22 protein-coding genes and 2 tRNA genes are annotated in these 25,714 nt (G+C 38.7%); 11 read left to right on the top strand and 13 right to left on the bottom strand.

Annotated features, from left to right (window positions below; translation table 11 throughout):
* Position 1 precedes the first annotated feature (1 nt).
* The 3 genes from ACJZU6_RS07130 to ACJZU6_RS07120 form a co-directional block, all read right to left on the bottom strand.
* Positions 2–77: transfer RNA gene (locus ACJZU6_RS07130), tRNA-Gly, on the bottom strand.
* 11 nt (positions 78–88) lie between these two features.
* Positions 89–162 (bottom strand) — tRNA-Cys (locus ACJZU6_RS07125).
* 160 nt (positions 163–322) lie between these two features.
* Entirely contained in the window at positions 323–1,246 is a 924-nt protein-coding gene (locus tag ACJZU6_RS07120; protein WP_080157804.1) for a PfkB family carbohydrate kinase, read from the bottom strand.
* A 465-nt stretch (positions 1,247–1,711) separates the two neighbouring features.
* Here ACJZU6_RS07120 and ACJZU6_RS07115 point away from each other — a divergent pair, with 465 nt between their 5' ends.
* Both ACJZU6_RS07115 and ACJZU6_RS07110 read left to right on the top strand, forming a co-directional pair.
* Complete coding sequence (locus ACJZU6_RS07115; protein WP_080157805.1) at positions 1,712–3,589, top strand: DUF294 nucleotidyltransferase-like domain-containing protein; 1,878 nt, start codon at positions 1,712–1,714, stop codon at positions 3,587–3,589.
* A 15-nt stretch (positions 3,590–3,604) separates the two neighbouring features.
* Entirely contained in the window at positions 3,605–4,354 is a 750-nt protein-coding gene (locus ACJZU6_RS07110) for a 3'-5' exonuclease (protein WP_080157806.1), read from the top strand.
* A 109-nt stretch (positions 4,355–4,463) separates the two neighbouring features.
* Here ACJZU6_RS07110 and ACJZU6_RS07105 read toward each other — a convergent pair whose 3' ends face one another.
* The 3 genes from ACJZU6_RS07105 to ACJZU6_RS07095 form a co-directional block, all read right to left on the bottom strand.
* A complete protein-coding gene (locus ACJZU6_RS07105) occupies positions 4,464–6,035 on the bottom strand; it encodes a BCCT family transporter (RefSeq protein ID WP_080157807.1) in 1,572 nt (523 codons plus the stop codon).
* Between the two features lie 567 nt (positions 6,036–6,602).
* A complete protein-coding gene (locus tag ACJZU6_RS07100; RefSeq protein WP_080157808.1) occupies positions 6,603–6,809 on the bottom strand; it encodes a hypothetical protein in 207 nt (68 codons plus the stop codon).
* Between the two features lie 73 nt (positions 6,810–6,882).
* Positions 6,883–7,200, bottom strand: a complete 318-nt coding sequence (locus tag ACJZU6_RS07095) for a glutaredoxin domain-containing protein (protein WP_080157809.1) — start codon at positions 7,198–7,200, stop codon at positions 6,883–6,885.
* A 371-nt stretch (positions 7,201–7,571) separates the two neighbouring features.
* On the opposite strand from ACJZU6_RS07095, the gene amrA reads away from it, so the two are divergent.
* Together amrA and ACJZU6_RS07085 are read left to right on the top strand one after the other, a co-directional pair.
* The gene (gene amrA, locus ACJZU6_RS07090; RefSeq protein WP_080157810.1) at positions 7,572–8,192 is read left to right on the top strand and encodes an AmmeMemoRadiSam system protein A; all 621 of its coding nucleotides are present in this window, start codon (positions 7,572–7,574) and stop codon (positions 8,190–8,192) included.
* Positions 8,193–8,349: 157 nt separating this feature from the next.
* Positions 8,350–8,805, top strand: coding sequence for a hypothetical protein (locus ACJZU6_RS07085; RefSeq protein ID WP_080157811.1), 456 nt, complete (start codon positions 8,350–8,352; stop codon positions 8,803–8,805).
* Positions 8,806–8,846: 41 nt separating this feature from the next.
* Here ACJZU6_RS07085 and ACJZU6_RS07080 read toward each other — a convergent pair whose 3' ends face one another.
* Together ACJZU6_RS07080 and ACJZU6_RS07075 are read right to left on the bottom strand one after the other, a co-directional pair.
* Positions 8,847–9,983, bottom strand: a complete 1,137-nt coding sequence (locus tag ACJZU6_RS07080; protein WP_306341424.1) for an endonuclease/exonuclease/phosphatase family protein — start codon at positions 9,981–9,983, stop codon at positions 8,847–8,849.
* A 103-nt stretch (positions 9,984–10,086) separates the two neighbouring features.
* On the bottom strand, positions 10,087–10,578 hold the full coding sequence (locus ACJZU6_RS07075; protein WP_080157812.1) for a hypothetical protein: 492 nt from the start codon (positions 10,576–10,578) through the stop codon (positions 10,087–10,089).
* 267 nt (positions 10,579–10,845) lie between these two features.
* On the opposite strand from ACJZU6_RS07075, the gene mobB reads away from it, so the two are divergent.
* The gene (gene mobB / locus ACJZU6_RS07070; protein ID WP_408900874.1) at positions 10,846–11,370 is read left to right on the top strand and encodes a molybdopterin-guanine dinucleotide biosynthesis protein B; all 525 of its coding nucleotides are present in this window, start codon (positions 10,846–10,848) and stop codon (positions 11,368–11,370) included.
* A gap of 80 nt (positions 11,371–11,450) precedes the next feature.
* Here mobB and ACJZU6_RS07065 read toward each other — a convergent pair whose 3' ends face one another.
* Entirely contained in the window at positions 11,451–12,470 is a 1,020-nt protein-coding gene (locus tag ACJZU6_RS07065; RefSeq protein WP_408900873.1) for an META domain-containing protein, read from the bottom strand.
* A 232-nt stretch (positions 12,471–12,702) separates the two neighbouring features.
* On the opposite strand from ACJZU6_RS07065, the gene ACJZU6_RS07060 reads away from it, so the two are divergent.
* Complete coding sequence (locus tag ACJZU6_RS07060) at positions 12,703–14,031, top strand: rhodanese-like domain-containing protein (protein WP_107275738.1); 1,329 nt, start codon at positions 12,703–12,705, stop codon at positions 14,029–14,031.
* Positions 14,032–14,097: 66 nt separating this feature from the next.
* On the opposite strand, the gene ACJZU6_RS07055 is transcribed toward ACJZU6_RS07060, so the two are convergent.
* The 3 genes from ACJZU6_RS07055 to ACJZU6_RS07045 form a co-directional block, all read right to left on the bottom strand.
* Positions 14,098–15,006 (bottom strand): aldo/keto reductase family oxidoreductase, encoded by a 909-nt coding sequence (locus tag ACJZU6_RS07055; RefSeq protein ID WP_080157816.1) that lies wholly within the window; start codon positions 15,004–15,006, stop codon positions 14,098–14,100.
* 144 nt (positions 15,007–15,150) lie between these two features.
* Entirely contained in the window at positions 15,151–16,077 is a 927-nt protein-coding gene (locus ACJZU6_RS07050) for a M15 family metallopeptidase (protein WP_408900872.1), read from the bottom strand.
* Between the two features lie 75 nt (positions 16,078–16,152).
* Positions 16,153–16,605 carry an RNA-binding S4 domain-containing protein gene (locus ACJZU6_RS07045; RefSeq protein WP_080157817.1) on the bottom strand — a complete coding sequence of 151 codons (453 nt, stop codon included), beginning with the start codon at positions 16,603–16,605 and terminating at the stop codon, positions 16,153–16,155.
* A gap of 408 nt (positions 16,606–17,013) precedes the next feature.
* Here ACJZU6_RS07045 and fusA point away from each other — a divergent pair, with 408 nt between their 5' ends.
* On the top strand, positions 17,014–19,101 hold the full coding sequence (gene fusA, locus ACJZU6_RS07040; RefSeq protein ID WP_080157818.1) for an elongation factor G: 2,088 nt from the start codon (positions 17,014–17,016) through the stop codon (positions 19,099–19,101).
* Between the two features lie 189 nt (positions 19,102–19,290).
* On the top strand, positions 19,291–19,746 hold the full coding sequence (locus ACJZU6_RS07035; protein WP_408900871.1) for a GNAT family N-acetyltransferase: 456 nt from the start codon (positions 19,291–19,293) through the stop codon (positions 19,744–19,746).
* Positions 19,747–19,804: 58 nt separating this feature from the next.
* Here ACJZU6_RS07035 and torS read toward each other — a convergent pair whose 3' ends face one another.
* Positions 19,805–22,720 (bottom strand): TMAO reductase system sensor histidine kinase/response regulator TorS, encoded by a 2,916-nt coding sequence (gene torS, locus ACJZU6_RS07030; RefSeq protein ID WP_408900870.1) that lies wholly within the window; start codon positions 22,718–22,720, stop codon positions 19,805–19,807.
* A 148-nt stretch (positions 22,721–22,868) separates the two neighbouring features.
* On the opposite strand from torS, the gene torT reads away from it, so the two are divergent.
* From torT to ACJZU6_RS07015, 3 genes are all read left to right on the top strand, one after another.
* Positions 22,869–23,939: a TMAO reductase system periplasmic protein TorT gene (gene torT, locus ACJZU6_RS07025; protein WP_408900869.1), complete on the top strand. Its 1,071-nt coding sequence runs from the start codon at positions 22,869–22,871 to the stop codon at positions 23,937–23,939.
* 158 nt (positions 23,940–24,097) lie between these two features.
* On the top strand, positions 24,098–24,556 hold the full coding sequence (locus ACJZU6_RS07020) for a methylglyoxal synthase (protein WP_408900868.1): 459 nt from the start codon (positions 24,098–24,100) through the stop codon (positions 24,554–24,556).
* Positions 24,557–24,689: 133 nt separating this feature from the next.
* Positions 24,690–25,670 (top strand): alcohol dehydrogenase catalytic domain-containing protein, encoded by a 981-nt coding sequence (locus tag ACJZU6_RS07015; protein ID WP_408900867.1) that lies wholly within the window; start codon positions 24,690–24,692, stop codon positions 25,668–25,670.
* Positions 25,671–25,714: the final 44 nt, after the last annotated feature.

The following is a 25,714-nucleotide window of genomic DNA, read 5'->3' as shown; positions in this document are numbered from 1 at the left end:
TTGGAGCGACACACGAGGTTCGAACTCGTGACCTCAACCTTGGCAAGGTTGCGCTCTACCAGCTGAGCTAGTGTCGCAAGAGGAAGTATGGAGGCGCGTCCCGGAGTCGAACCGAGGTACACGGATTTGCAATCCGCTGCATAGCCACTCTGCCAACGCGCCATATTTCCTAACCGATGAAACGTTGTTGTTTCGCGGTATGGGGTGCATTCTACGGATTACTGTAGATGAGTCAACTGCATTTTTTGATTTTACGATCGTTTGATTATTTTACATACAAAACAAGCCATTCCGATCACATGCTGCACAATGAGTTATCTATCTACATAATATCGCGCATTGAATCAGACGGAATAATCGCATCAGAACATGTTGTTACTCGATGACTGAGTTTTTGTGCCAACAATAATGACTGTGAAATCGATTGTTGGTTAATTCGAGCAGCAAGGTAACCAGCAACAAAAGCATTATCTACTATCTGATCGCCATACTGCACCGCTAGCTTGATACTTGCGACCCGTAATAGTGCATCAGAACGAATCACTAAACTGCACACCGTACATTCTGTTCTATTCGCTTGTTTAAATACAACCTCGCGACAACCCCATTTGATATAACGCTGAGTTAAATAACGTGAGCTTCCCCAAATTCTCATTTCATCATTTAAATCAACAAACGCGATATCAGCATAAGAAAATAGTTTTTCATACCAATACTGTGCTTGTTTCGTTGACCAAAGATCAGCACGGAAACTATTATCTAAGTAAACTTTACCGCCTTCTCTCTTATGTATTTCAAGTAAGCTTAATAGCAATGTTTTATCATCATCAGTCAAAGCCGCAATGCTACTACCACTTATATAAATCGCTCCATAATCATTATTCGTCAGGGCTCGATTTAATAATGCTGGGCCATAAGTAAAATAATATCGCATCGCATTATCTTTATTCCAATAATGATGATGTTGCAGACCATGGCTATCTGTTTCAATAAAACATAAATTAGGAAATTTTGTTGCTAAACATTTTACTAAGCTGGTATCAATATTTTCTCGTTGCCAACATTGCAGCATGCTCATTGATATTTTTTCAATACCAATACATGTCGCATAACTAACACTAATAGCACGCGAACCGCCTAATCGAGCCAAATATAAAGCTCGATTAACCACATTACCACCATATGTTTGATATCGAGGTGAATGGTTAAGCTCAACTAATGCTTCCCCAAAAAAAACAATCTTCATATTTTCCCTCGCTAGAGATAGCGATAAATAATAATACGCCGATTAACATTGACTCATTAAAAGCGTAATACATTCCGTTTTATCTCTACCCTCACAATACTCTAGATTTAAGTTTTTTTTAGATGATAATAGGGCTTATTTAATAATAACAAAATATCCCTAATTATTAATATTTTGGCACTATTTTATGCTACTCATTAATGTTTATATTTATGATCAGTATCTCTTAAATCACTAGGGGCTATTGATTGACAATATCAAATAATCATCAATGCTTACTTATCAATAAATATTAGTATTAACAATTACAGCTGTAATCGTTAATACTAACAATATGTGATTTCCACTCTGGCATAGGTTACAATTCCAAGAGTGATAGGCTATTTAAGTACCAATAAGATCTATCGCTCTCTAATTATTATCTGCGGAGCCTTGCTCCTGTTTTTTATTGATATGGACTGAGATATGGAAGCAGAACAAACAGAAATACTTAATTTTATCAGCCAATACCCACCTTTCGACTTGCTACCAGAAGAACAATTGAATGAAATAGCAATCGAAATTGAAGTGGCTTATCACCGCGCAGACAGTATGATTTTAAATCTCGGTGATAGCATTAATGATTTATTTCTTATTCGTAGTGGCGCTGTTGAAGTTTATCGCCGTAAAGGGGAATTATATAACCGTCTAGATGAAGGTGATATTTTTGGGCAAATGGGATTATTAATGAATAATCGCGTAAGAATGCCAGCCAAAGCATTAGAAGACACCCTACTCTATTGCGTGCCAGGTACTCTTTTTACCAAACTCTGTGACGATTATGATAGTTTTGCCGACTTTGTTGAAGTCGATGATGGCTCTCGTCTACGACATGCAGTATCACGTCAAAATGATGAAAATGACTTAACCACATCAAAAGTGCGCACCCTACTCACACGTGATGCGGTGATCCTTGATCAAAATGCAACCATTCAAGTTGCCGCTCAAACAATGGCAGAAGAAGGGATCTCTGCCCTGCTCATCTGTGATGAAAATATCACTGACGATGATGATGATAATGACTTAATCGTTGGCATTATTACTGATCGTGATTTGTGTACCCGCGTTTTAGCGCTTGGTGTCTCAACCGCCGAGCCTGTTTCGACAGTAATGTCAGCAGAACCAATTACTCTTGATCATAATGCTTATGTGTTTGAAGCCATGTTAACCATGCTACGCTCTAACATCCATCACTTACCCGTCATGCGCAATAAACATCCAGTGGGTATTATTAGTGTCTCTGACATTGTGCGCTATGAATCACAAAATAGCTTATTACTCGTCAGCAGCATTTATCAGCAACAATCAGTAGAAGAATTAGCTGTTCTCTCAACTCAAGTTAAAGATTGTTTTGTACGAATGGTCAATGAAGATGCTAACTCTCATATGATTGGTAGCGCGATGGCTGAAATCGGGCGTAGCTTTAAACAACGTCTACTTGAACTTGCAGAAGAAAAATATGGCCCCCCCCCTGTGCCTTATTGTTTTCTTGCTCTCGGTTCAATGGCACGTGATGAACAACTGATTGTGACCGATCAAGATAACGCTATCATTCTTGATAACAACTTCAATTATGACAAACATAATGCTTATTTTGAGCAACTATCTAAATTTGTTTGTGATGGATTAGCTGAATGTGGCTATACCTATTGTACTGGCGATATTATGGCAACCAACCCAGAATGGCGTAAAACGCGTCAACAATGGGAAGATTGTTTCGCTGAATGGATTGATAACCCTAAGCCAGTCGCATTACTTAACAGCTCAATCTTTTTTGATCTTGGTGGTGTATGGGGCAAAACTAAATGGGCCAAACAATTAAATGGCTTCATTGTTCGTCGAGCACGAAATAGCTCTCGTTTCTTGTCCTGTCTTGCACGTAACGCTTTAAACCGCACCCCTCCATTGGGATTTTTTAAAGATTTTGTTATGGAAAAAGATGGTCGACATAATAACTCAATCAACCTAAAGCGCCGTGGTACGGCACCATTAGCTGATTTAATTCGTGTCCATGCACTTGCGGTCGGTTCTCGTTCACAAAACTCACTTGAACGTCTTGATGATATTATCGATAGCGGTATTTTACCGCCAGGTCGAGCACAAGACTTACGTGATGCAATGGAATACATTTCTTTAGTGCGTATTCGCCACCAAGCATTAGATATTGAAGCAGGTATTGAGCCAGATAACAGCATTGAGCCTGAAAATATGTCTGATTTTGAACGTAGAAATTTAAAAGACGCATTCCAGATATTGAGTAAAGCGCAAAACTTTGTGAAGTTTCGCTATCAATCAGCCCGATAATAAAAAGAGCCGTTCATGTTTCATCACGGATCAAAACAACCTACTTCTGCACACTTTACACGTAATATGCCAGTACCAGACTGGCATTTACGTTTTAAAACATTAGCGCAAGAAGCACAAGATAGCCGCATTAAATCTTATTATGAGACAGGTATTGTCTCTGAAGATACGCCACTGAGTGAGGTGCCTTTTGTTGCTCTCGACTTTGAAACAACAGGACTCAACTCAGAAATCGATGACATTGTTAGTATAGGATTAGTCCCTTTTGACTTACACCGTATTTATTGCCGCCAATCGCAACACTGGGTGGTAAAACCTAAGGTAAAATTAGAAGAAGACTCGGTTGTTATTCATGGTATTACCCACTCTGATGTGCAACAAGCACCTGACTTACGCCGTATCCTTGAATCAGTGCTAGACGCTTTGGCTGGAAAAGTGGTTGTCGTTCATTATAAAAATATTGAACGCCAATTTATGGATCGCGCCTTAGACATTCGTTTAGGCGAAGGAATTCAATTTCCAGTTGTTGATACTTTAGCTATTGAAGCAACCATTCAGCAGCAACAAATTAGTGGTTTGTGGAATAAATTAAAAGGTAAACGCCCAGGTTCAGTACGACTAGGTAAATGCCGTTCCCGTTATGGCCTTCCAGCCTATCAGCCACATCATGCGCTAACCGATTCTTTAGCGACTGCTGAATTACTTCAAGCACAAATCGCTTATCATTTTACACCTGAGACACCTATTGGATACCTTTGGGAATAAACAACACCTTTTCTATTCTCTTTCCATAAAAAAGCAGCCATTCAGTAAATATTCTGAATGGCTGCTTTTTTTATAACATTAACTTTATTACAACGAATGAACGAAAAGGCTATTTACGCTCAGTCCTAAAGCCCATCAATAAACTGACACACATAAGTAATAAAATAAATGTAAACGGTAATGCTGTCGAAATCGTACCGGCTTGTAATGCTTCAATAGCTTGAGTACCACCGACCCATAATAAAGCAATAGCAATAACACCTTCAACGGCTGCCCAGAAAATACGTTGAGCAACAGGGTTATCAACTTTACCACCAGCGGTAATACTATCGATTACCAATGAACCTGAATCTGATGATGTTACAAAGAACACCAGAATTAGAATCACTGAAATGAACGATAAAATAGTACCAAATGGTAATGCGTCGTACATTTCAAACATCGCTAATGGTACTTGAGTAATACCTTTAGTACCTAATGTACCAATATGATCCATAATTTGGTGAATAGCTTGGCCACCAAATACTGACATCCAAACAATCGTTACTACTGTTGGAATAATCAATACTGCAATTAAAAATTCACGAACAGTACGACCTTTTGAGATACGCGCAATGAATGAGCCTACAAATGGTGACCATGAAATCCACCAAGCCCAGTAAACAACCGTCCAAGCATGCATCCATTTTTCATCAGTACGATCATAAGGGTTACTTAGCGGAATAAAGTTTTCAATATAGCCCATTACTGTTTTTGGAATCGTATCAATAGAAATAGCAAAACCAACCAGTGCAACAAATATTAATAAGACAACAGCAACCATCATATTAATGTTACTGAGTAATTTAACACCTGAATCGATACCTTTCGCTACAGAAAAAATAGCGACACAAGTAACTACAATGATAATACCAATTTGCAGTTCTAAACCGCCATGAGTACCAAATACATGATTAATACCACTTGCCGCTTGTTGTGCGCCTAAGCCTAATGACGTAGCTAAACCAAATAGTGTTGCCAATACAGCAAGAATATCGATGATGTGGCCAGCCCAACCCCAAGTGCGATCACCAAGAATAGGATAAAACACAGAGCGAATAGAAAGTGGTAATCCCTTATTGTAAGCAAAATATGCCATTGATAAGGCAACAACACCATAAATAGCCCAAGGGTGGAGACCCCAATGGTACATGGTTGCACCCATCGCGACTTTAAATGCTTCAGGTGTTTCAGGGGTAACGTTCAAAGGTGTTGAACCGCCCCAACCTGTGAAATATGCAGCAGGTTCAGCCACACTCCAAAACATCAAGCCAATACCCATACCTGCGGCAAATAGCATTGATAGCCATGATAATGTTGTATGCTCAGCTTCAGCATCTTTACCGCCGAGACGGATACGTCCATACGGTGAAACAATTAATGCTAAACAAAAGAAGACAAAGAAATTACCAGCCCAAATAAATAAAGAGGCGAATTGGTTAACAATGGCACCTTTTACACTGTCTAATGTTGCTTTTGCGGTGGCTGGATCTGAAATTAAAATCGCAACTAAAAAAATGACTATTAATCCAGCGCTCACACCAAAAACGGCGTTATGTACATCGAATCCCCACTTTTGGACATTATCTTGGCCAATCGTGTAATCCGTATTATTTATACTATATTTATCGTGTTTACTCATTATTACGTCCTGTTAGATATCGCCCCAATCATAATATTTAGTCATGTAAATAAAAATTAAAGCGCCATTATATAACCACTAGTAGACAAGAACTGTCAATAGAGAGACAAAACAACCAAATAGCCTAAAATGGCTGATTTTCAGCCTAAAATAAAGCAATTACATTGACTATTTTTAGTCGCAACAATAGTTTTTTCTTTCGTACTCTAACCATCTATTGCTACAACTTTAGTTCATTTGAAATTTTTAACTACTTTTTATAAGTGATTATAGTAAATTACATTAGGTTTTATTATTTTTAATCAATGAATTAGAAATAATATTTACCAAAAGTAAAAGAAACCATTATCAATACAAAGAAACAAAGAATATGGGTGTTAACTTACTATTTTATAAAAATGAAGAAGCCGATAATTGACTAATCGCTTTTGCAGTAAATAATAAAGCTTATTGATAGAAGAAGACGACCTAAAAACAACATATATTTAATTAGTAAGTTTTCAAAAATCAATTAATTTCGGTTGTTTTTTAACCAAAAAAGACATGAATCACGACGAATATTAGCGATTAAGCAAACTCAAGTGAGATAAAAGTACACCCTTTTAAACAACCAATACCTGGTTTTTCACTCTGTTCAGGTGTAATAAGTACCAATGGTTGTCTGCATTGTTCACAAGCCACAACTTTACCCTGCATCACTTTTTTTATCACCGCATGTTGGTCACTAAATGACTGTTTAGTTTGTTTATTTAATTGCGAAAAATCTAATTTCATCGTCTATTACTCTAAGATTAATATAAAAAGGGGAAGCTTTCTCCCCCTCTTTGATAACTATATGATGGTAATTTTATAACTCAAAATCATCAAAACTAGTCTTATCTACCTGACGCTCAAGAAAGGCAACCAAATCGTCATGCCCGCCAATGTAATGACCATCTAAAATAATTTGTGGCACTGTACGTACGCTAACATTCGCAATATGTTGAATAAAATCCACCATAACGGTTTTTGTTAACTCTTGACCTAATACTAATGTTGAATACTCAGTACCTTGCTGATCCAATAGTAGTTTTGCTTTTACACAATATGGGCAATTAGGCTGAGTAATGATTACATTTTTGTATTCACTTAATTGTTCAATCGTCAAACCGTGGTCGCTATTCATAGACTTATCTATCTTCAGTATTAAAAATGGCATTAACGATAAAACAATCTACGTTACGAGTAAAATCTATAAACAGCACAACCCCAAAAACAATCAAAAAAGTACAAATATCACTCAATTATTGCAATTTAATAACACTCAGATAGAAAACTTACAAACAGCATAAGTTTGACAAACAAGTTAACACTTTTTACTTAAGCACATATTGAATAATCAATGAAAATAGATGATATTAATCAGATATAGAAATAAGTTATTGCCTATAAAACATTTTTTATCACTGCCAATATTTTATAAATACACGTTTTCGACATTCATTATTTATATACGGACGTATTGATAATTCATAAGATTCAAAAAGGAGAACACTGGTGGATATTTCAGCTGTCACACATCAAACATACAATAAAGGTGAACTTACGCAGCTATTGGATATTGCCCGTGACGCCATTCGAGGTCATTTTTCAGAAAAAGCAATTTCAACATCAGCACCTAAACTTGAGCACTATACGCGTAAAATGCTGCAACCTGCAGCATGCTTTGTAACATTAGAAGTCAAAGGTCAACTGCAAGGCTGTATTGGCTCTACAATTGCGACTAAACCTTTAATATTAGAAATGCACAATAAAGCCATTGGCAGTGCTTATGAAGATCGCCGCTTTATGCCTCTAGCAGAAGATCAACTTGATGATTTAAGCATTGAGGTAGAGGTACTATCGCCGTTAGTTATACAGCCATTCACTACTGAAGCTGAATTAGCCGAGTATTTATCTCATAACAAGCAAGGTGTACTGCTGACAGATCGACATGTACAAACAATTGTATTACCTAGTGCTTGGCGTCGAGGGTTATCAACCCCTCAATTTATACAATTACTCAAACAAAAAGCCGGTTGGTCTGCTAATTATTGGTCTGACACTATGGTAATTAAAACATTTACTACCTGCGCACTTAAAGAGAATTTCAACACTATCCGCGGTAAATATTTTTAAGCAATCATGTAAAATAGTATCAATATAAAATGACTAAAATATTTAGTCATTTTATCATTGCCATAACATTACACTCATAAAATATGGCATACTTTACGTAAATTCAACTTTAATTAAAAATACACGCTGTATTTTATTATGACTTTAATGGGGTTTTATGCGTAAATTTTTATATCCATTTTTAACCGGATTTATTCTATTAATAACACTAAGTGGCTGTAATAGTACTCCCAAAGAAACCACTAATGGTTGGGTTAAGCTAGCAACTAAAACAGCTAACTTTCAAACAGATACTGATAAAATAACAATCAATTCACTATTTAATTCAAACCATTATGATTCTCTTAAATTAACCTGCACTCAAGGTTCGGTACAAATAGATTCTATTCAAGTTAATTATGCCGATGGCCATGTTCAAAAACTATCGACATTAGGATTACTCACGAGTAATAGTTCTACACGCGCAATGTCTCTTGATCGCGATCAAAATAAAATAAAATCGATTGAATTGACATATAACAGTATCGGTAATGCAACGCTAAATTTAGCGGGTGTAACAAAAAAAGCCAAGCTTGAAATTTGGGCAAAAAAATCGACTGAAACCAATAAATAAAACAGATATAAAGTGGAACAATCGTTATTGTTCCGCTTTTATTATAATGCTGGTTTAGTCAGTTTTATATCTACCCAAACAAGTCGATGGTCAGACCCGGCGGTAGGTTTTTCTCGCCCTTTCTCATCGAGCATTAATTGTCGTAATGGGTGATCTTTTTCAGGCCAAAATACACCGCTTTTAACTACCGTTAAATTAGATGATGGCAAAACATAATCTAAACGCATGCCACCTAAATGCGTCCATTCATTATTACGCCCTTTACGTCGCTGCCATGGGCGATGTTCACATCCACCGACACTTTTAGGTGTCAATGGTCCATGGCTTACCTGTTGATGGATCCGTGGGTGATTAAGCAAGTATTTAATGGGTGTTTTTAAACCATCGCCATCAATAACATCAGCATTTAAATCACCTAACACTACAAACGGCTGCTCAGAATGTAGCCCACCAGCCATGCCTATATCATCTTTTAAATAATCAGCGTCATCAATAATATCGCAAATTAATTGGATCTCATCATGGTTACGTTTAGCATTACGACGTTCAGGTCCATCAAAAACAGGGGGCGTCGGATGACAACATACAAGGTTTATTACTTGTTGCTCGATTTGTATTGGTACACAAAGGTGATTTTTAGACGATAACCGCAATATACTTACCGCTTCAGGACTGTAAAAATCACGCGGAATCAATGCGTTTGGCATAGTGTTCCACAGCAGATGTTGCCATGAACGGACATTATTATCTTGAATAGGGTATTTAGATAATAATACAAAACCAAAATTACCGTGAAAATGACCAAATCCCATTCCATCAGCTGGCAATGAAATCATACCGTCCTGATTAAGATCAAGCTCTGTTAATAAACCTGTATTGGTTGCTGGGCACAAATGGTATGGGTACTCAATAGGCTCCTGCCCATATTGAGAAACCGCTAAATAATTATCACAGAAGTGAGCCAAAGCACCATCGTCTCCCCCTTCTCCGAGATGATCAAACTCACACAGCAATATCACATCAGGTGCGACATGTTGAATAGTGGCTGCGAGACGCTGTAAACGAGTAATATTAGGATTTGCTGTTAATGCTAATATTTTTCCCGGTTCACTGTCTGACATCGAAATATTAAACATTGCCACACGCAGTGATTGATTACGATTAGACGCAGATTTCACTCAAAATTCTCATATACATATGCTTTTATGCCGAGCATTGTAATCGTTATTAACTATACCGCCAATAATAAACACCAAATTTATAAATAAAGCAGATTACCTATTACCTATTACCTATTACCGTATTCAATGCTAACCGAATCTGTTTAGCATCATAACTTGCTCGATGTTTAACGGAACCTTGGCGATCAAGAGCTAATTGAAAACACGCACGATCAATACCATTATGTTGTTTTAACCAACAACAAATTTCTGTCAGCATAAATGACGGCCGCATATGAGCGGCATGATATAGCCGACCTAACCAAAATAAATCCCACTCACTATCACAAAACACCAATTCATACTGCCCTAAAACAGCATTAAGATGCTGGCAAACATCGACAACTTGTTTGCCATCTCGCTCTAGTTCATCGCGTGTAATGCCATGAATGTGTGATTCTGAAAAGGTATCCCAATGCACCCACTCATCACTCGCTGATAATGGATTAATTAATAAACTATTATCAACACCACTTGGTAATGAATAACCTACCTCTATTGGATAAGAAAATTCGGAGAGTCCTGATGCTTCAAAATCTAACGTCGCCCACATTACACACTCCCGCTTAGGAAAGATTATATTAATTGTCGCATTTATGATTTTTGTAGCACTTATTAATGACAATAAACTCAATACAAATTAAATGTAGACAGTTACATAATAATTACCAAAAAATAGGAGTTTTGTTTTTATGCAACTAAGAAAGAATTAAGTTTATTTAAATAAATCCCTTATATATCAATAAATACACTCTGTAGATAGGTGTTCACTTTTGTTAGGTATATAATAGCAAAAGAATCAATATCAACGGGTCTCATAATGATTACATCACCTACACCTATACTTGGTTTCGCTGGTTTTAGTGGTTCAGGAAAGACGACACTTCTTGAACAACTGATCCCTCTTCTTAAACAACACAACTTACAAATAGGGTTACTCAAACACAGCCATCATGATATTGATCCAGACACACCAGGAAAAGATAGCTACCGCTTACGTCATGCGGGTTGTAGCCAAACCTTACTTGCCACTAAATCTCGCCACATGCTGTATTTTGAATACCCACAAGCAGAACGCCAAGATCCTGAATTAAATCATTGTCTAAGCCAACTTAATCATGATCTATTAGATCTTGTTTTAATTGAAGGCTTTCGTGACCAACCATTTCCAAAAATAGAGATTCATCGCCCAAGTTACGGTAAACCTCTGCTCTATCCTACAGACAATACAATTTTAGCCTTTGCCAGTGATCAGCCAGCACCTGCAAACTGTGCATTACCACAGCTAGATTTAAATAACCCTCAAGATATTTGCCAATTTATTATTGAATGGTTGGCACTATAACTATCAACAAATAATATCGATATAAAAATACCGCCACTGAGATATGCTAAATGGCGGTATTTTTGTATTTAATTTATTTTCTAACTGATATTACGACTGTATTTTTTAGCAGCAAAGATCATCACTCCAACATGGTTATCATGCCGATAAGTGAGCGCCAATTTCCCTGCAAAATACGTAAACTGAGTCACATTAGCTAACTGTTCAAAATAACGCTTTTGACGATGTACTGATAAAGGATCATCACATTTACGATTCGTAATTGCGGCATGTTGTTCTAATACATCAATAAAACCTGGTCGTAATAGTGCGTTCACCGTAACGGTATAATTATTACAATCGACCATACCAACAAAATGGCCATTAATATAACGCAAGCTAATTTTACTGTCGTCAGTGACAGGATCACCATAGCGCCAACTTTCAAGACGCCAATCCGTATTAGCTAATATTGCTGGAGTTAATCTAACAATGGCTTGATTACTCGGAACCTCAACCAATTTATTATGATTTAAATGCCAAATTCGCCGCGCAATATCCCCAGGACAACACGCAGGATCTTGTTTTCCAGCTTGAATAACATCTAAAATTAGAGCGTTATTTTTAATCGTTAAATCTTTAACGCGTACCCTATCGCCCACATATTGAGTTGCAATGTTAACTAATTTACCATGCTGATAAGCCATTATAGCTAAATATAAAAATTGACCACTTCCACCAGGAGAATAATTTAACAGTACTACCGCCATAGGATCTTTATGAGCATCCAATTGACCGATTGCACTTAAATCACCTAATAACATCACTTGTGGCATGACGTTTCCCCCTGGTTGATAAGGATCGCCAGCCCATAAGCCCTGCTGCAAATGAATAGTACTATCAATACCATCTATTCCACGATAATAGGCCTGTTGTAATGCTGATAATGAATAATCGAATGAATGAGCCGTTACCGTTAAAGAAGATGTTTTTGAAGTTAATATCAAGCTAGAGAAGGCAGGTGAACTTGCATCAGGGGTTATTGTTGTCATCTCTGCTGCCATTAACGTTGAACTATAAATCGTTAATAAGCTTATAAATGCAGAGAGCAAACGTTTCATATGTGTTCCTCATTAATGCTTCAAATCAATGTCTAATGATAAGATCATGTCGTAATACTTTTCTGACATAAAACCTGCGTAATAGTTCCTCACAAATACGGATATAGCACTTCTTTAGCGAGTATTAATCATTAAGTCGCTTAAAAATTAGTGAACTCCAATTGTATTACATTTTGAAGCAGTTAGAATGCACGCTTGTTTTTAACTATCACTGAGGTGATTTGATTTAATTATGCTCATTAAAACAACAGCTATGGTTACACTATTATTGACCTCTGGCTCTCTCTTTGCCGCGCCCTCGATATCATCGCCAACCACAGCAACATTTGAGCAATTAGCTCAACAGCAAGCACATAACACACCATTACAAATTATTGATTGCCGTGACAGTAATTTTTATAACGGCTGGCCTGAACCCCAACAACAGCAAGGTGGCCATATTGTAGGTGCCGTTAATATTGACGCTAGCTGGCTAAAAACATTAGATACCTCTGCATTGCAAGCTCTGCTGCATGAAAAGCACCTTAAATCGACGTTACCGACTTATTTATATTGCGCGACAGATAAAGCCCAACAACTCACGACTGCTTTACAAGCTCAAGGCTATCACTCAATAACAACGATTGATCAGTCACTTAATCACTACCATGGTAAACTTAGTGCTTTACCTAATTTTCAACAATTAGTACCTGCATCATGGCTATATGCGCTAATCAATAATAAACATCCTCGTTATGCACCAAAACATGGTTATAAAGTGGTTGAAGTTGAGTGGGGTCCACCTGCAAAATATTTACTCGATCATATTCCAGGTTCGCTATACGTTAATACCAATACTATTGAATCAGAACCTTGGTGGAATAAAGTCAGTAATACGGCATTAGCCAAAGTCATTGCAAATCTTGGTATTCGTTATGACACCACGGTTATTCTGTATGCACGCAACAATATGTCGGCAGCACGTTTTGCTAACTTCTTAATGTATGCTGGCGTTAAAGACGTACGGTTATTAAATGGCGGTTGGACAGCATGGAGTAATGCGAATTACCCCACAGAGAACTTACCTAATTACAATAAAAAACCAGTGGCATTTGGTAAGCCTATTCCGAGTAACCCTCAATATATAATCGATACGGCCCAAGTAAAATCGTTATTAAAAATGCCAGCAGATCAACAATCTGTTGTCAGTATTCGCACTTGGCCTGAATATATAGGTGAAACCAGTGGCTATGATTACATTAAGCCCAAAGGACGTATTGAGGGTGCAAAATGGGGACACGCGGGCTCTGATTCTTACCATATGCAAGATTTTCTTAACCCAGATCAAACAATGAAAAGCGGTAATGAAATTGCAGCACAATGGGCTAAATGGAATATTAAGCCTCATCAAGATGTCACTTTTTTCTGTGGTACTGGCTGGCGAGCATCAGAAGCCTTCTTTTTCGCGCATGTTCTCGGTTGGAAAAATATCAGCGTATACGATGGTGGTTGGTACCAATGGAGTGCCAATAAAAATAACCCTATCGCGGATGGGACGATAACTCCCGCTAACGTGCACTAACAACACCAATGGCAGCAAGCTATCACGATCCTAATTCACGATAGCAGCTGCCATTCTTAAATTCCGTTATGGCACACCGTGACCTTTTGCAGCTACCCATACTCGGTAAAACTGCTCTCGTGACAATGAAAAATCAAGGGCAGCAACAGCCGATCTTACACGTTCAATATTTCCCGAACCTATAATCGCTAACGGCTTTGATGGTAGGCATCTGATCCAAGCATAAATCACTTGATCAAGACTATCAGCACCGATTTCAGCGGCTATTTCACTTAAGGTTTCACGTACACGAACATGTTGCTCAGAGCTACCAGAGAAAATACTCCCTCCAGCTAAGCATGACCATGCCATTGGATGAATGCGCTTCATTTGTAATTGATCAAGCGTACCATCATGTGCTACTTCAAAATTAAGTGGATTAATTTCAACTTGATTGGTAACCAGAGGCTGCTCTAAACGAGATTGCAATAACTCAAATTGAGCAGGTGAAAAATTCGACACTCCAAAATGATTCACTTTTCCTTGTTGTTTTAACTCAGCAAAAGCGAAAGCAACCTCATCAGCATCCATCAGTAGATCTGGGCGATGAATTAATAACACGTCAATATTGTCAACGCGCAAGTTTGCCAATGAATTATTTACAGACTCAACAATATGCTGCTTACTGGTATCGTAATGATTAATACGGCGTTGAGGGTATTTAGCATTACACAGATTAATATCACACTTCGTCACCAACTGTAGCTGCTGACGTAGACTAGGTTTTAATGCTAAAGCTTCACCAAATAACGTCTCGCATTGATAGCCACCATAAATATCAGCGTGATCAACTGTTGTGATCCCTAATTCAAGATGCTGCTCTATAAAGGATAATCGTTGTTGCGCAGTCATACCCCACTCAGCTAAACGCCAATAGCCTTGCACTAACTCTGAAAAATGTAATTGTTGTGCAACCATTGTGACCTGACGAACCATTGAACCATCCTTTGTAAGAGTAAAACGAATTACTCACTATCCTAAGAGCCTCAAATCATTGCCGCAAATGAATTAATTAAAAACAAAGTATGCAGACTAAAAACTATGACTTAGATTGCAACTTATCAATAAACCCCTTGCCAACTAACGCTTTACACAAATAGCTGAACGTACAGGCTGAAGTTTAATTGCATCCATTACCCGTTGAGGATTAGCACTATAGGCTATATGCAATGACTTAACAGATAACAGATGCTTGAGGTATTCGGCGTAATCGTTAAACTTATAGTGGCTATATGCTGTTGGGTACATCTTGTTACAGCTGTCATACCAAGCAACATAACGTTGAAAAAACAATGTTGCTTGAGCTGGCGTCATTTTACTCATGGTTAACGCCATATCTTTGGTCAATTGAAAATGCTGATAATCAATCGGTGAATCCCAAAAGCCACCCCAATATTGAAAACCATGACGAGCAAAGATTGCAATCACAGTTTCAGCCATACCTCGACTGTCAGGTTTACCAAACCGATATTGAGCTCGATTTGCATAACGCGTCCCTTGTACTGGGCTAAATTTAACATTGCCATTACTACCAAAAGTCACAAATGGATTTTGTAATGGATTAATATCGATTGCCGCTCCATAGGCATGCAACGATAAACTATTGCTACCGGCGACCGGGCGGTAATTGAATGCTGAAGTATTATTAGCCGTCATCGAACGGGTATCATCACCATCATACATTTCAATGGGTACCGCTTTATGAATAGGAAACCCTTCTTTATATAATTCATCAAAAATTTTCCCCACATAAGGTGCTACGGCATCCATTACCACTAATTTTCCATTGGTATGTGCTTTACCTACAAAATCACGGTAATTAAAGGTAACTTTTCTCAATCGTTGACATGGCACAGGCGCGGTTACCGAAATAACGCCAGCCTTAGTCATTAATTGGCACTCTCCCATTGATAACGTACTAATTTGAGCAGCATTAACGGGTAATGTCACCGCACCAGCAGAAAACAAAAATAACGAAACCCACATATTACGAGAAGCAGTTATCATCCTAATTCGTCCTATCTCAAAAAATAGTAATAAAAAAGACGTGCAATCGCACGCCTCTGTCATTTAATTCATCATCTAAAAGCTTATTGGCTTACGTCCAGTTGCAGTGTCTGCTTTATTCTCTGTTTTTAGTGCTTCTTTTTTGGTTACAGAGCGGTTTTTACTGGTCGCTGGTGCCGATTTATTTTTCTTTGCTTTTGCTGTTGGTACTTTTTTATCTTTTTTAGGCGCTTTTGCTGCAGGGGTTACTTTGGTTGCTTGCTGATCGCGGGGGACGGCTTCTTGTACTGGTTGGTCACAAATAACCACAAAATACTCACCGTTAAACTCAATCACGTCACCATCATAGATTTTACAGCGCTTACGTAATTCAATTTCACCATTAACAGCAACATAACCATCAGAAATGGCATACTTTGCTTCACCACCACCACTTACTAAATTGGCAATCTTTAGCACTTTATACAGTTCAATCGGTTGAACTGATACTTCCACTTCCAGTGCTTCTACTTCTATTTCTTCAGACATCTTGCACACTCAAATAACAAAACAGGACTTAGTTGAATTCTACCTCACTAACAAACAGAAAGTGAAACAAATGACAAATTCCAACTGACTTACTATTTTTTAACGCCTAACCCGCTAAAAAATCAGTTTTGTCCATTTTTATGGACACCTCATAACAACACATATTCAACATTGTGACCTTAAAATATCACTAAAATATCCTTTAATGGACTTACAATAATAACTAACCTCGACTAATCTTGGTTTTTATCACCGTTATTTGCTCGGATCTTCGTCAACAGGTATGCTACCTAGGGCAAAAAGCAAGCGAATAACTATTTTATTACACATGACTATGTTCTGATTAGCACAAGTAGTGCTATAATCCGCGACCTCACATGTGACAGTAATTGTTTATAGAGAAAAACAATGACAGATTTATCTAAATACAGAAACATTGGTATTTTCGCGCACGTTGATGCGGGCAAAACTACTACAACAGAGCGTATCCTTAAGCTAACTGGCCAAATCCACAAGATTGGTGAAGTTCATGACGGTGAGTCAACAACTGACTTCATGGAACAGGAAGCTGAGCGCGGTATTACTATCCAGTCTGCAGCAGTAAGCTGTTTCTGGAAAGATCACCGTTTCAACGTTATCGATACTCCGGGACACGTTGACTTCACAGTTGAAGTTTACCGTTCTCTTAAAGTACTTGATGGCGGCATCGGTGTATTCTGTGGTTCTGGTGGTGTTGAACCACAATCAGAAACTAACTGGCGTTACGCGAACGAATCAGAAGTTGCTCGTATCATCTTCGTTAACAAACTAGACCGTATGGGCGCAGATTTCTTCCGCGTTACAGATCAAGTTAAGAAGGTACTAGGCGCTACTCCACTAATCATGACACTTCCAATCGGTCGTGAAGATGATTTCGTTGGTGTTGTTGACGTTCTAAACCGTCAAGCATTCGTATGGGATGACTCAGGTCTTCCAGAGAACTTCGAAGTTCTACCTGTTCCTGAAGACATGGTTGACGACGTTGAAGCTTACCGTGAAGAAATGATCGAAACTGCTCTTGAGCAAGACGATGATCTTCTAGAAGCTTACATGGAAGGTGAAGAGCCTTCTATCGAAGATATCAAGCGTTGTATCCGTGCTGGTACTCGTACTTGTACTTTCTTCCCAACGTTCTGTGGTTCAGCATTCAAAAACAAGGGTATGCAACTTGTTCTTGATGCGGTAATTGATTACCTACCTTCTCCAACAGAAGTAGACCCACAGCCGTTAACTGATCCAGAAACTGGTGAACCAACTGGCGAAGTTGCAACTGTATCTGTTGACGAACCATTCAAAGCGCTAGCATTCAAAATCATGGATGACCGTTTTGGTGCTCTAACATTCGTTCGTATTTACTCTGGTAAGCTAAACAAGGGTGACACCATCCTTAACTCTGCTACAGGTAAAACTGAGCGTATCGGCCGTATGGTTGAGATGCAAGCGAACGACCGTAACGAACTTACTTCAGCACAAGCTGGTGATATCATCGCTATCGTTGGTATGAAGAACGTTCAAACTGGTCACACTCTTTGTGATGTTAAGCACGAGTGTACTCTTGAGCCAATGATCTTCCCAACTCCAGTAATCTCGATTGCTGTAACGCCTAAAGATAAAGGCGGTTCTGAGAAAATGGGTATCGCGATCGGTAAAATGGTTGCAGAAGATCCATCTTTCCAAGTTGAAACTGACGAAGAAACTGGCGAAACAATCCTTAAAGGTATGGGTGAACTTCACCTAGACATTAAGGTTGATATCCTTAAGCGTACATACGGCGTAGACCTAATTGTTGGTCAACCTCAAGTAGCTTACCGTGAAACAATCACGAAGCCAGTTGAAGATAGCTACACGCATAAGAAGCAATCTGGTGGTTCTGGTCAGTTCGGTAAGATCGACTACATCATGAAACCAGGCGAAGTAGGTTCAGGCTTTACGTTCACATCATCAGTAATTGGTGGTAACGTTCCTAAAGAATTCTGGCCTGCAATCGAGAAAGGCTTCAAGGGCATGATGGATACTGGTGTTCTAGCTGGTTTCCCTGTTCTTGACGTTGAAATCGAGCTTCTTGATGGTGCATTCCACGCAGTCGATTCATCTGCAGTAGCATTTGAAATCGCAGCGAAAGGCGCATTCCGTCAATCTATGCCTAAAGCTGGTGCGCAACTTCTTGAGCCAATCATGAACGTTGACGTATTTACTCCAGAAGATCACGTTGGTGATGTTATCGGTGACCTTAACCGTCGTCGTGGCATGATCAAAGACCAGATCGCTGGCGTAACTGGTTCTCGTATTAAAGCTGACGTACCACTTTCAGAAATGTTTGGTTACATCGGTACTCTACGTACTATGACTTCTGGTCGTGGTCAGTTCTCTATGGAGTTCTCACACTACGCACCATGTCCTGCTAACGTTTCTGAAAAAGTTATCGCTGAGCAGAAAGAACGTAACGCTAAGAAGTAATTTTTAAATTACTCTAAGTGATACATTAACCCCGAGGACTTTGTTCTCGGGGTTATTTTTTATCTGTCCTCTGCTCTACTACACCAGCAACATACTTTTTTGCATTATAACGATCGTAATTACTGCTAAAATAACTAGATCAACCCCCTATTTGAACGTAAAGTGATGCTTTTATTAATGACAATATATATGAATATTATTATTGATGACTTGCAAGGACACGCCATACAAGCTTTATTACAAGCACACTTGATAGATATGAATTCTACCGCTCCAGCAGAGAGCGTTCATGCCTTAGATCTAACCGAACTTCAACAACAGAGTGTGACTTTGTGGTCTATATGGCATCAAAATCAATTGGCAGGATGCGGCGCAATAAAGTGCTTAGATACAACCACAGCTGAAATAAAATCAATGCGAACCGCTGATACATTTCGCGGCCAAGGTGTGGCATCACAATTACTCCAACATATTATTTCTTATGCCAAAACACAGGGCTATCAACAATTAAGTTTAGAAACAGGATCTATGGACTTCTTTGCTGCGTCACGCGCTCTTTATGCAAAGCATGGGTTTATCGAATGTCCACCCTTTGCTGATTATCAACCCGATCCTCATAGCACTTTTATGACATTGGATCTGTAGGCATAAAAAAAGAACGTCGAAGCGTTCTTTTTTATTATAACGATTACATTACTAACCATTAATCATTAAGAAAAGTCGTTGCTAACGCCGCGACAGAATCATCAAACACTTGCTGTAATGGTGCAACCTCAAGCCCCTCAATAGAGCCTTCTTGGGCTGCTTTCTCAAACGTTAAACATAATTGATGTAACTGCATTAACCCCATCGTACCAGCAGCACCTTTCAATGTATGGGCTTGCTTAGCGACATCCGGCAAATCATTATCAGCAATTGCTTGGTGCAACATGGCAAGTGTCTTACTGGCAGAATCACCAAATAGGCTGATGAGTTGTTTTACTTGCGCTTCGCCTAGTACTTGTAAATCACTGCCTAAAACAGATTCTTTCACTAATGGAAATAATTCATCATTCTCAACAAATTGCGGTTTTTCCTCACCCGCACCTTTCTCAATAACCACGCGTTTATCTCCTTTTAAAATACTGCTTATCGTATCAATTAATTGTTGCTCAACTAAAGGCTTCGGTAAGAAACCAGCAAACCCTGCATTTAAGTAAATTTCAACTTCTTCTCTAAATACATGCGCAGAAAAAGCGACCATCGGCGTTGGTTCTTGCCATGTATCTTTACGATGACTATCAATACGGCGTAATTGATGTAATAGCGTTACACCATCGGTATCGGGTAAATTAATATCAAGTAACGCTAAATCAAACTGTTCATTTTGATAAAGCCGTTCAGCTTGAGCCCCATCTTCTGCAATAACAACACTATGCCCTAGCCGTTTAAGGAACCCTTCCGCAACCATGCTATTTACAGGATTATCTTCAACTAATAGAATGTGCGCCGCAGGAACTAGCACTTGGTCAATATCTGTATTTAAAACAACTTGGCCACGCTCTAATGGTAACGAGAACCAAAAACAACTCCCAGTGCCAACAACTGAATCAACGCCAATTTCACCATCCATTGCAGCAACAATATGCTTACTAATAGCCAAGCCTAAACCTGTACCTTCAATTGATTTACGGCCAGCTTCCGCTTGTTGGAAGGCACTAAATAGCAGTGACTGTTCGTTGTCATCAATGCCAATCCCCGTATCTTGCACTGAAAATAGTATTTCATCAGGCATATCAGGATGAAGTTGAACATTAATAGTGACTTTACCTTTATCAGTAAATTTAATCGCATTCCCAACCAAGTTGACTAACACTTGTCGAATACGGCTTTCATCGCCAAACCAAATCGCATCCGCATTAGGTTCAATATAATATTCAAACCCGATCCGTTTCGCCATAGCACGACCTTGAAGCATATTAAATACATCAACAACCATACGTTTTAAAGCAAAGTCATTCGGTCTTATATCTAAATGTCCGGCTTCTATTTTAGAGTAATCTAGAATGTCATTTAAAATATCCAATAATGTTTCACCACTGCGATTAATCACATCTAAATAGCGTTTTTGTTGTGTACTTAACGCAGTATCAGCCAATAATGACGCCGTACCTAACACGCCATTCATTGGGGTTCTAATCTCATGACTCATGGTTGCTAAGAATGCAGACTTCGCACGGTTTGCTTTTTCTGCTTCATCGCGTGCTTTATAGTGGTTATAGACTTCTTCATTGAGGCGACTATTGATACTCTCTAGCTCACCCGTTCGTTTGGCAACCAACCGTTCTAAACTTGCTTTGTGTTGCTGTAATTCCTGGCGAATTTTAGCTTCAGCTTGTGCTAATCGATGCCGTTCACTCGCGGTATCACGTGCCACTAAAATAGCCCGACCCATTTGTGCTAATTCATCATCACCATCAACATCTAATTGAATACATAAGTCACCACGCGCCAGTGATAACAAAGCACGACTGTAGTGATTAATACGGCAAATAACGCGAACATAAACAATACGCCACATAATTAACACTAAGGCGAGTAATCCAATACCTGAAATCACAATCAGTGTATTACGCGCAACAGTCAATGTTTGATCGACCTGCTTAACGGCTTGTTGAGTATTGGCATTAGCCGCTGCAATAATATTATCTACCGTGCTGTTTAACTCTTGAAATAAGACCAAGTTCTGTTGATCTAATCGCTGTACATCTTGTTTTGCATAAATGAGCTGTTCACTAACACCAAACAATACATTGCCGCGCTCAAGTTTCGCCGTTTGTTTCATTAATTGTGCTGAACGACTCGGATCTTCAACAGACTTTACACGATGACTAATAATATTAACCGCATTATTAAACCGTTTTTTTAGCGCCACCAGCGATTTAATATCCATGATACGTTCAGAATCATCGAGCATATTAATCACTTGTAATGATAGAAAACGTAACTCAAATAAACGCTCGGATAAGTCCATATCAACTTCAACCAAGCTATCTAACGCGTTATAGACCGCAGGTTTATTATTTTCAGCTACAAGATCATAAATGCGAGACACGTTTGCGACGGCAATGGTATTCGCATTCGCCACTTGAGATTGTGACAAACTGTCAATTTGATGTGTGGCTTTGGTCATCGCTGCAATTATTTCATCGAGTTGACTTTGCAAATCGATTTGTCGACCAACAAGTAATCCAAGTAGGGCTAAATTATCAACAATACGTTTTACATCATCTTCTAATTTCAACATTAGCGGTTGATCAAATGAATATTGCTCAAGTGCATGCAGGCTACGGGTTAAAGCCTCAATATGCACAGTCAATGCTCGCCCTTGCTGCATTCGTTCTGATTCAAGTTTCGATTTAGCAAGAACTTGAGCATTAAAGATAATACGTGAGCTTAAATCTGATAATTTTCGCGCTTCAGCTAATGAAGGTACCGCAGAATTAATAACAGTACGCTCGGTTTTAGCAACTAACGAAAAGCCTGCTACACCAATCATCACCGCAATGATCATCAAACCAGCCATGGCAGAAAAGGCTAATAACAGTTTGGCTCCGATACCTTTTCGGGTAAACGTCATAAATAGTCTCTATCTCAAAAATCTTGTTTAGAACAGTTCATAATCAGCATAAATATGCCTTGTTCGATACTGGCTATTTCACCAGACACAATAAAACGGTACTATTTTGCCAGCGATATGGCTTTAGACCTAAATAATGTTGGTAACAATGCGCATTTTATTTTTTATATTAATGATTTTCTCTGCTCAATCCGCGTTTGCGCTTGAGGTGATTTCATATCAACCCCCTTTTCAAACGGATAAAAAACCGACAAAAATTCAATATTCTTTTTTAACCTCGGTTTCTAAACCGTGGAAAGTATGTGCAGTGTACCCACATTTAAAAGATTCTTATTGGTTATCGATCAATTATGGAATGGTTGAACAAGCAAAAAAGCTGGGTATTACATTAAAAGTGCTTGAAGCAGGTGGTTATAGCAACCTTGATAAACAACAAAGCCAACTCGTTGCTTGCCGTGATTGGGGAGCTGATGCCATCATTTTAGGCACCGTCGATGCTCAAGCTTATAACGGTAAACTATCTAAATTAATCGGTAATATTCCCGTCTTTTTGATGACCAATGACATCGATTTTTCTGATCCTGATATTCGTCAACATGTAAAAGCAAAAGTTGGTGTCGATTGGTATGAAATGGGCAAAGCTACGGGAACCTACCTCGCAAAACACCATCCTAAAGGCTCTGGTAAAGTACGTATTGCTTGGCTACCAGGGCCACAGTTACGTGGTGGAACTAAACCTGTAACTAAAGGTTTTAAAGCTGCTATTGCCAATAGTGATGTCGAAATTATAACGACCTTATGGGGCGATAACAGTAAAGAACTCCAACGTAACCTATTACAACAATTATTTACCGACTATAAAAACATTGATTATATTGTCGGTGGCGCAGTCGCAGCTGAAGTTGCCATCAGTGAATTACGCACCAACCATATTACCGACATAAAGATAATCTCGACCTATCTTAGTCATGGTGTTTATCGTGGTTTACGCCGCAATAAAATTTTATTTGCACCAACCGATAAAATGGCAGAACAAGCACGACTTTCAATAGATCAAACTGTACGTTATCTAGAGAAGAAACCTGTTATCCTGGATATTTCGCCATTAATTGTTGATTTAACACCACAGCATTTACCAGCAGTAGTTATTGGTAACTCGTTATCACCAGCAGAATTTAGACCTTCATTCTACGTTAATAATCATCATATCAGTAGATAAGTCATACTTAAATGGTGCCTATAAAGATGAATGTCAATAATTTATGGGCTACCACAAAGTTTTAGTCTAATTTGATTTACACTATGCCCAGTCTTTGTTACTTATAAACATCGTCACCATGTTTATCAAGATGAATTTGAGAGATAAAAAGGAAGAGCATGATCACTACAACACGCAAAATGGCAGCTAAGAAAAATATCGCTTTAGTTGCTCATGATAATTGCAAAACAGCTTTACTGCGTTGGGTGAAAGAACACCAACATAAGTTAGCAAATCATGTACTCTATGCAACCGGTACTACTGGGCACCTACTCACCAAAGAAACTGGCTTACCCATCACTTGTTTAATCAGTGGCCCTATGGGTGGCGATCAACAATTGGGCGCTTTAATTTCAGAAAGCAAAATTGATATCATGATCTTCTTTTGGGATCCACTTAATGCGGTACCACATGACCCTGATGTAAAAGCATTATTGCGTATATCTGCTGTTTGGAATATTCCCGTTGCGACTAACCGTGCAAGTGCTAACTTTATTGTTACGTCACCATTACTTGATAAAGAAATTGATATTGAAATTCCAGACTATGATGCTTACCTTAAAGAACGTCTTGATTAAGCATCAATAGCTTTTGTTATTTCAATCATAAGCCTTCGTCATTATCGAAGGCTTTTTATTATTTAGACATAATATTTAAGGCAAAAAAAATAATTCATTATATGGTTATAAGTAGTACCTCAAGGAGTCGCCTATGCAAGCGTGGATTTTACAACAGCCAGATGGGCTTCAAGCCTTATCACTCACAACTACCAATAAACCAGTACCAACTGCAGATGAAATGTGCGTCAAAGTTGCCGCCGTTGGATTAAACCCTATTGATTACAAACTAACCGACTGGGGGTATGCAACATGGAATTATCCACAGATTATCGGATTAGATGTTACCGGTAGCATTGAAAGTGTTGGTGAAAATGTTCACCACTTTAATATAAACGATAGAGTTATGTTTTTTGCCGATCCCCGCACAGCAGGTGGATTTGCAGAATATATATGTGTAAAAGCTATTGCTGTTAGCCGTATTCCCGTTACATTATCGTTTACCGATGCCGCAGCTCTGCCCTGTGCTGGGTACAGTGCATGGATAGCAGTACATGATAAGTTACAGGTTACAGCAGGACAGCACATTGCAATCACAGGAGCAGGAGGTGGCGTTGGTGGATTTGCGGCACAATTAGCCAAGCTTGCAGGCGCGCATGTCTATGCCATTGCTGAACGACAACACCATGCTCGATTACTCAGCTATGGTATTGATGCGGTTATTTGCCCGCAACAAAATGTGGCACTTGAGCTTATAAACCTGACAGAAGATAGATTATTGCATGGTGTGATTGATTGTATCTCAGCCAAATCAGGTAGCATAATGAGTGCATTGATTCGTTATAATGGCCATATTGTTATGGTTGCGAATCAGTTTGACCAAGTACCGATGCTTGCCACAACTAAAGCCCTCAGTATTCACGAAGTCGCCCTTCATGGCACCTATGCCCATGGCGCTCCTGAACACATTTCTCATCTAGCCGATATTGGAAACAACCTCAGCGAGTGGGTCGCTAATGGTCGTTTACACAGCATGGTCGAAAAAATCGTTCCCTTTGATAAACTTGCCGTTGCCCTAGCAGAACTAAAAAACAATACCCATTCAGGTAAAATCGTCGTTCACGTCGGCTCATAAGGTGAAAATTGAGCAACAAAAAGCCCTGTACTATTTATTGCTAT

This window comes from Photobacterium piscicola (assembly GCF_046058925.1).
Taxonomy (GTDB): domain Bacteria; phylum Pseudomonadota; class Gammaproteobacteria; order Enterobacterales; family Vibrionaceae; genus Photobacterium; species Photobacterium piscicola.
Note: the sequence above shows the minus strand (reverse complement) of the source record. Positions and strands in the feature narration are given on the sequence as shown.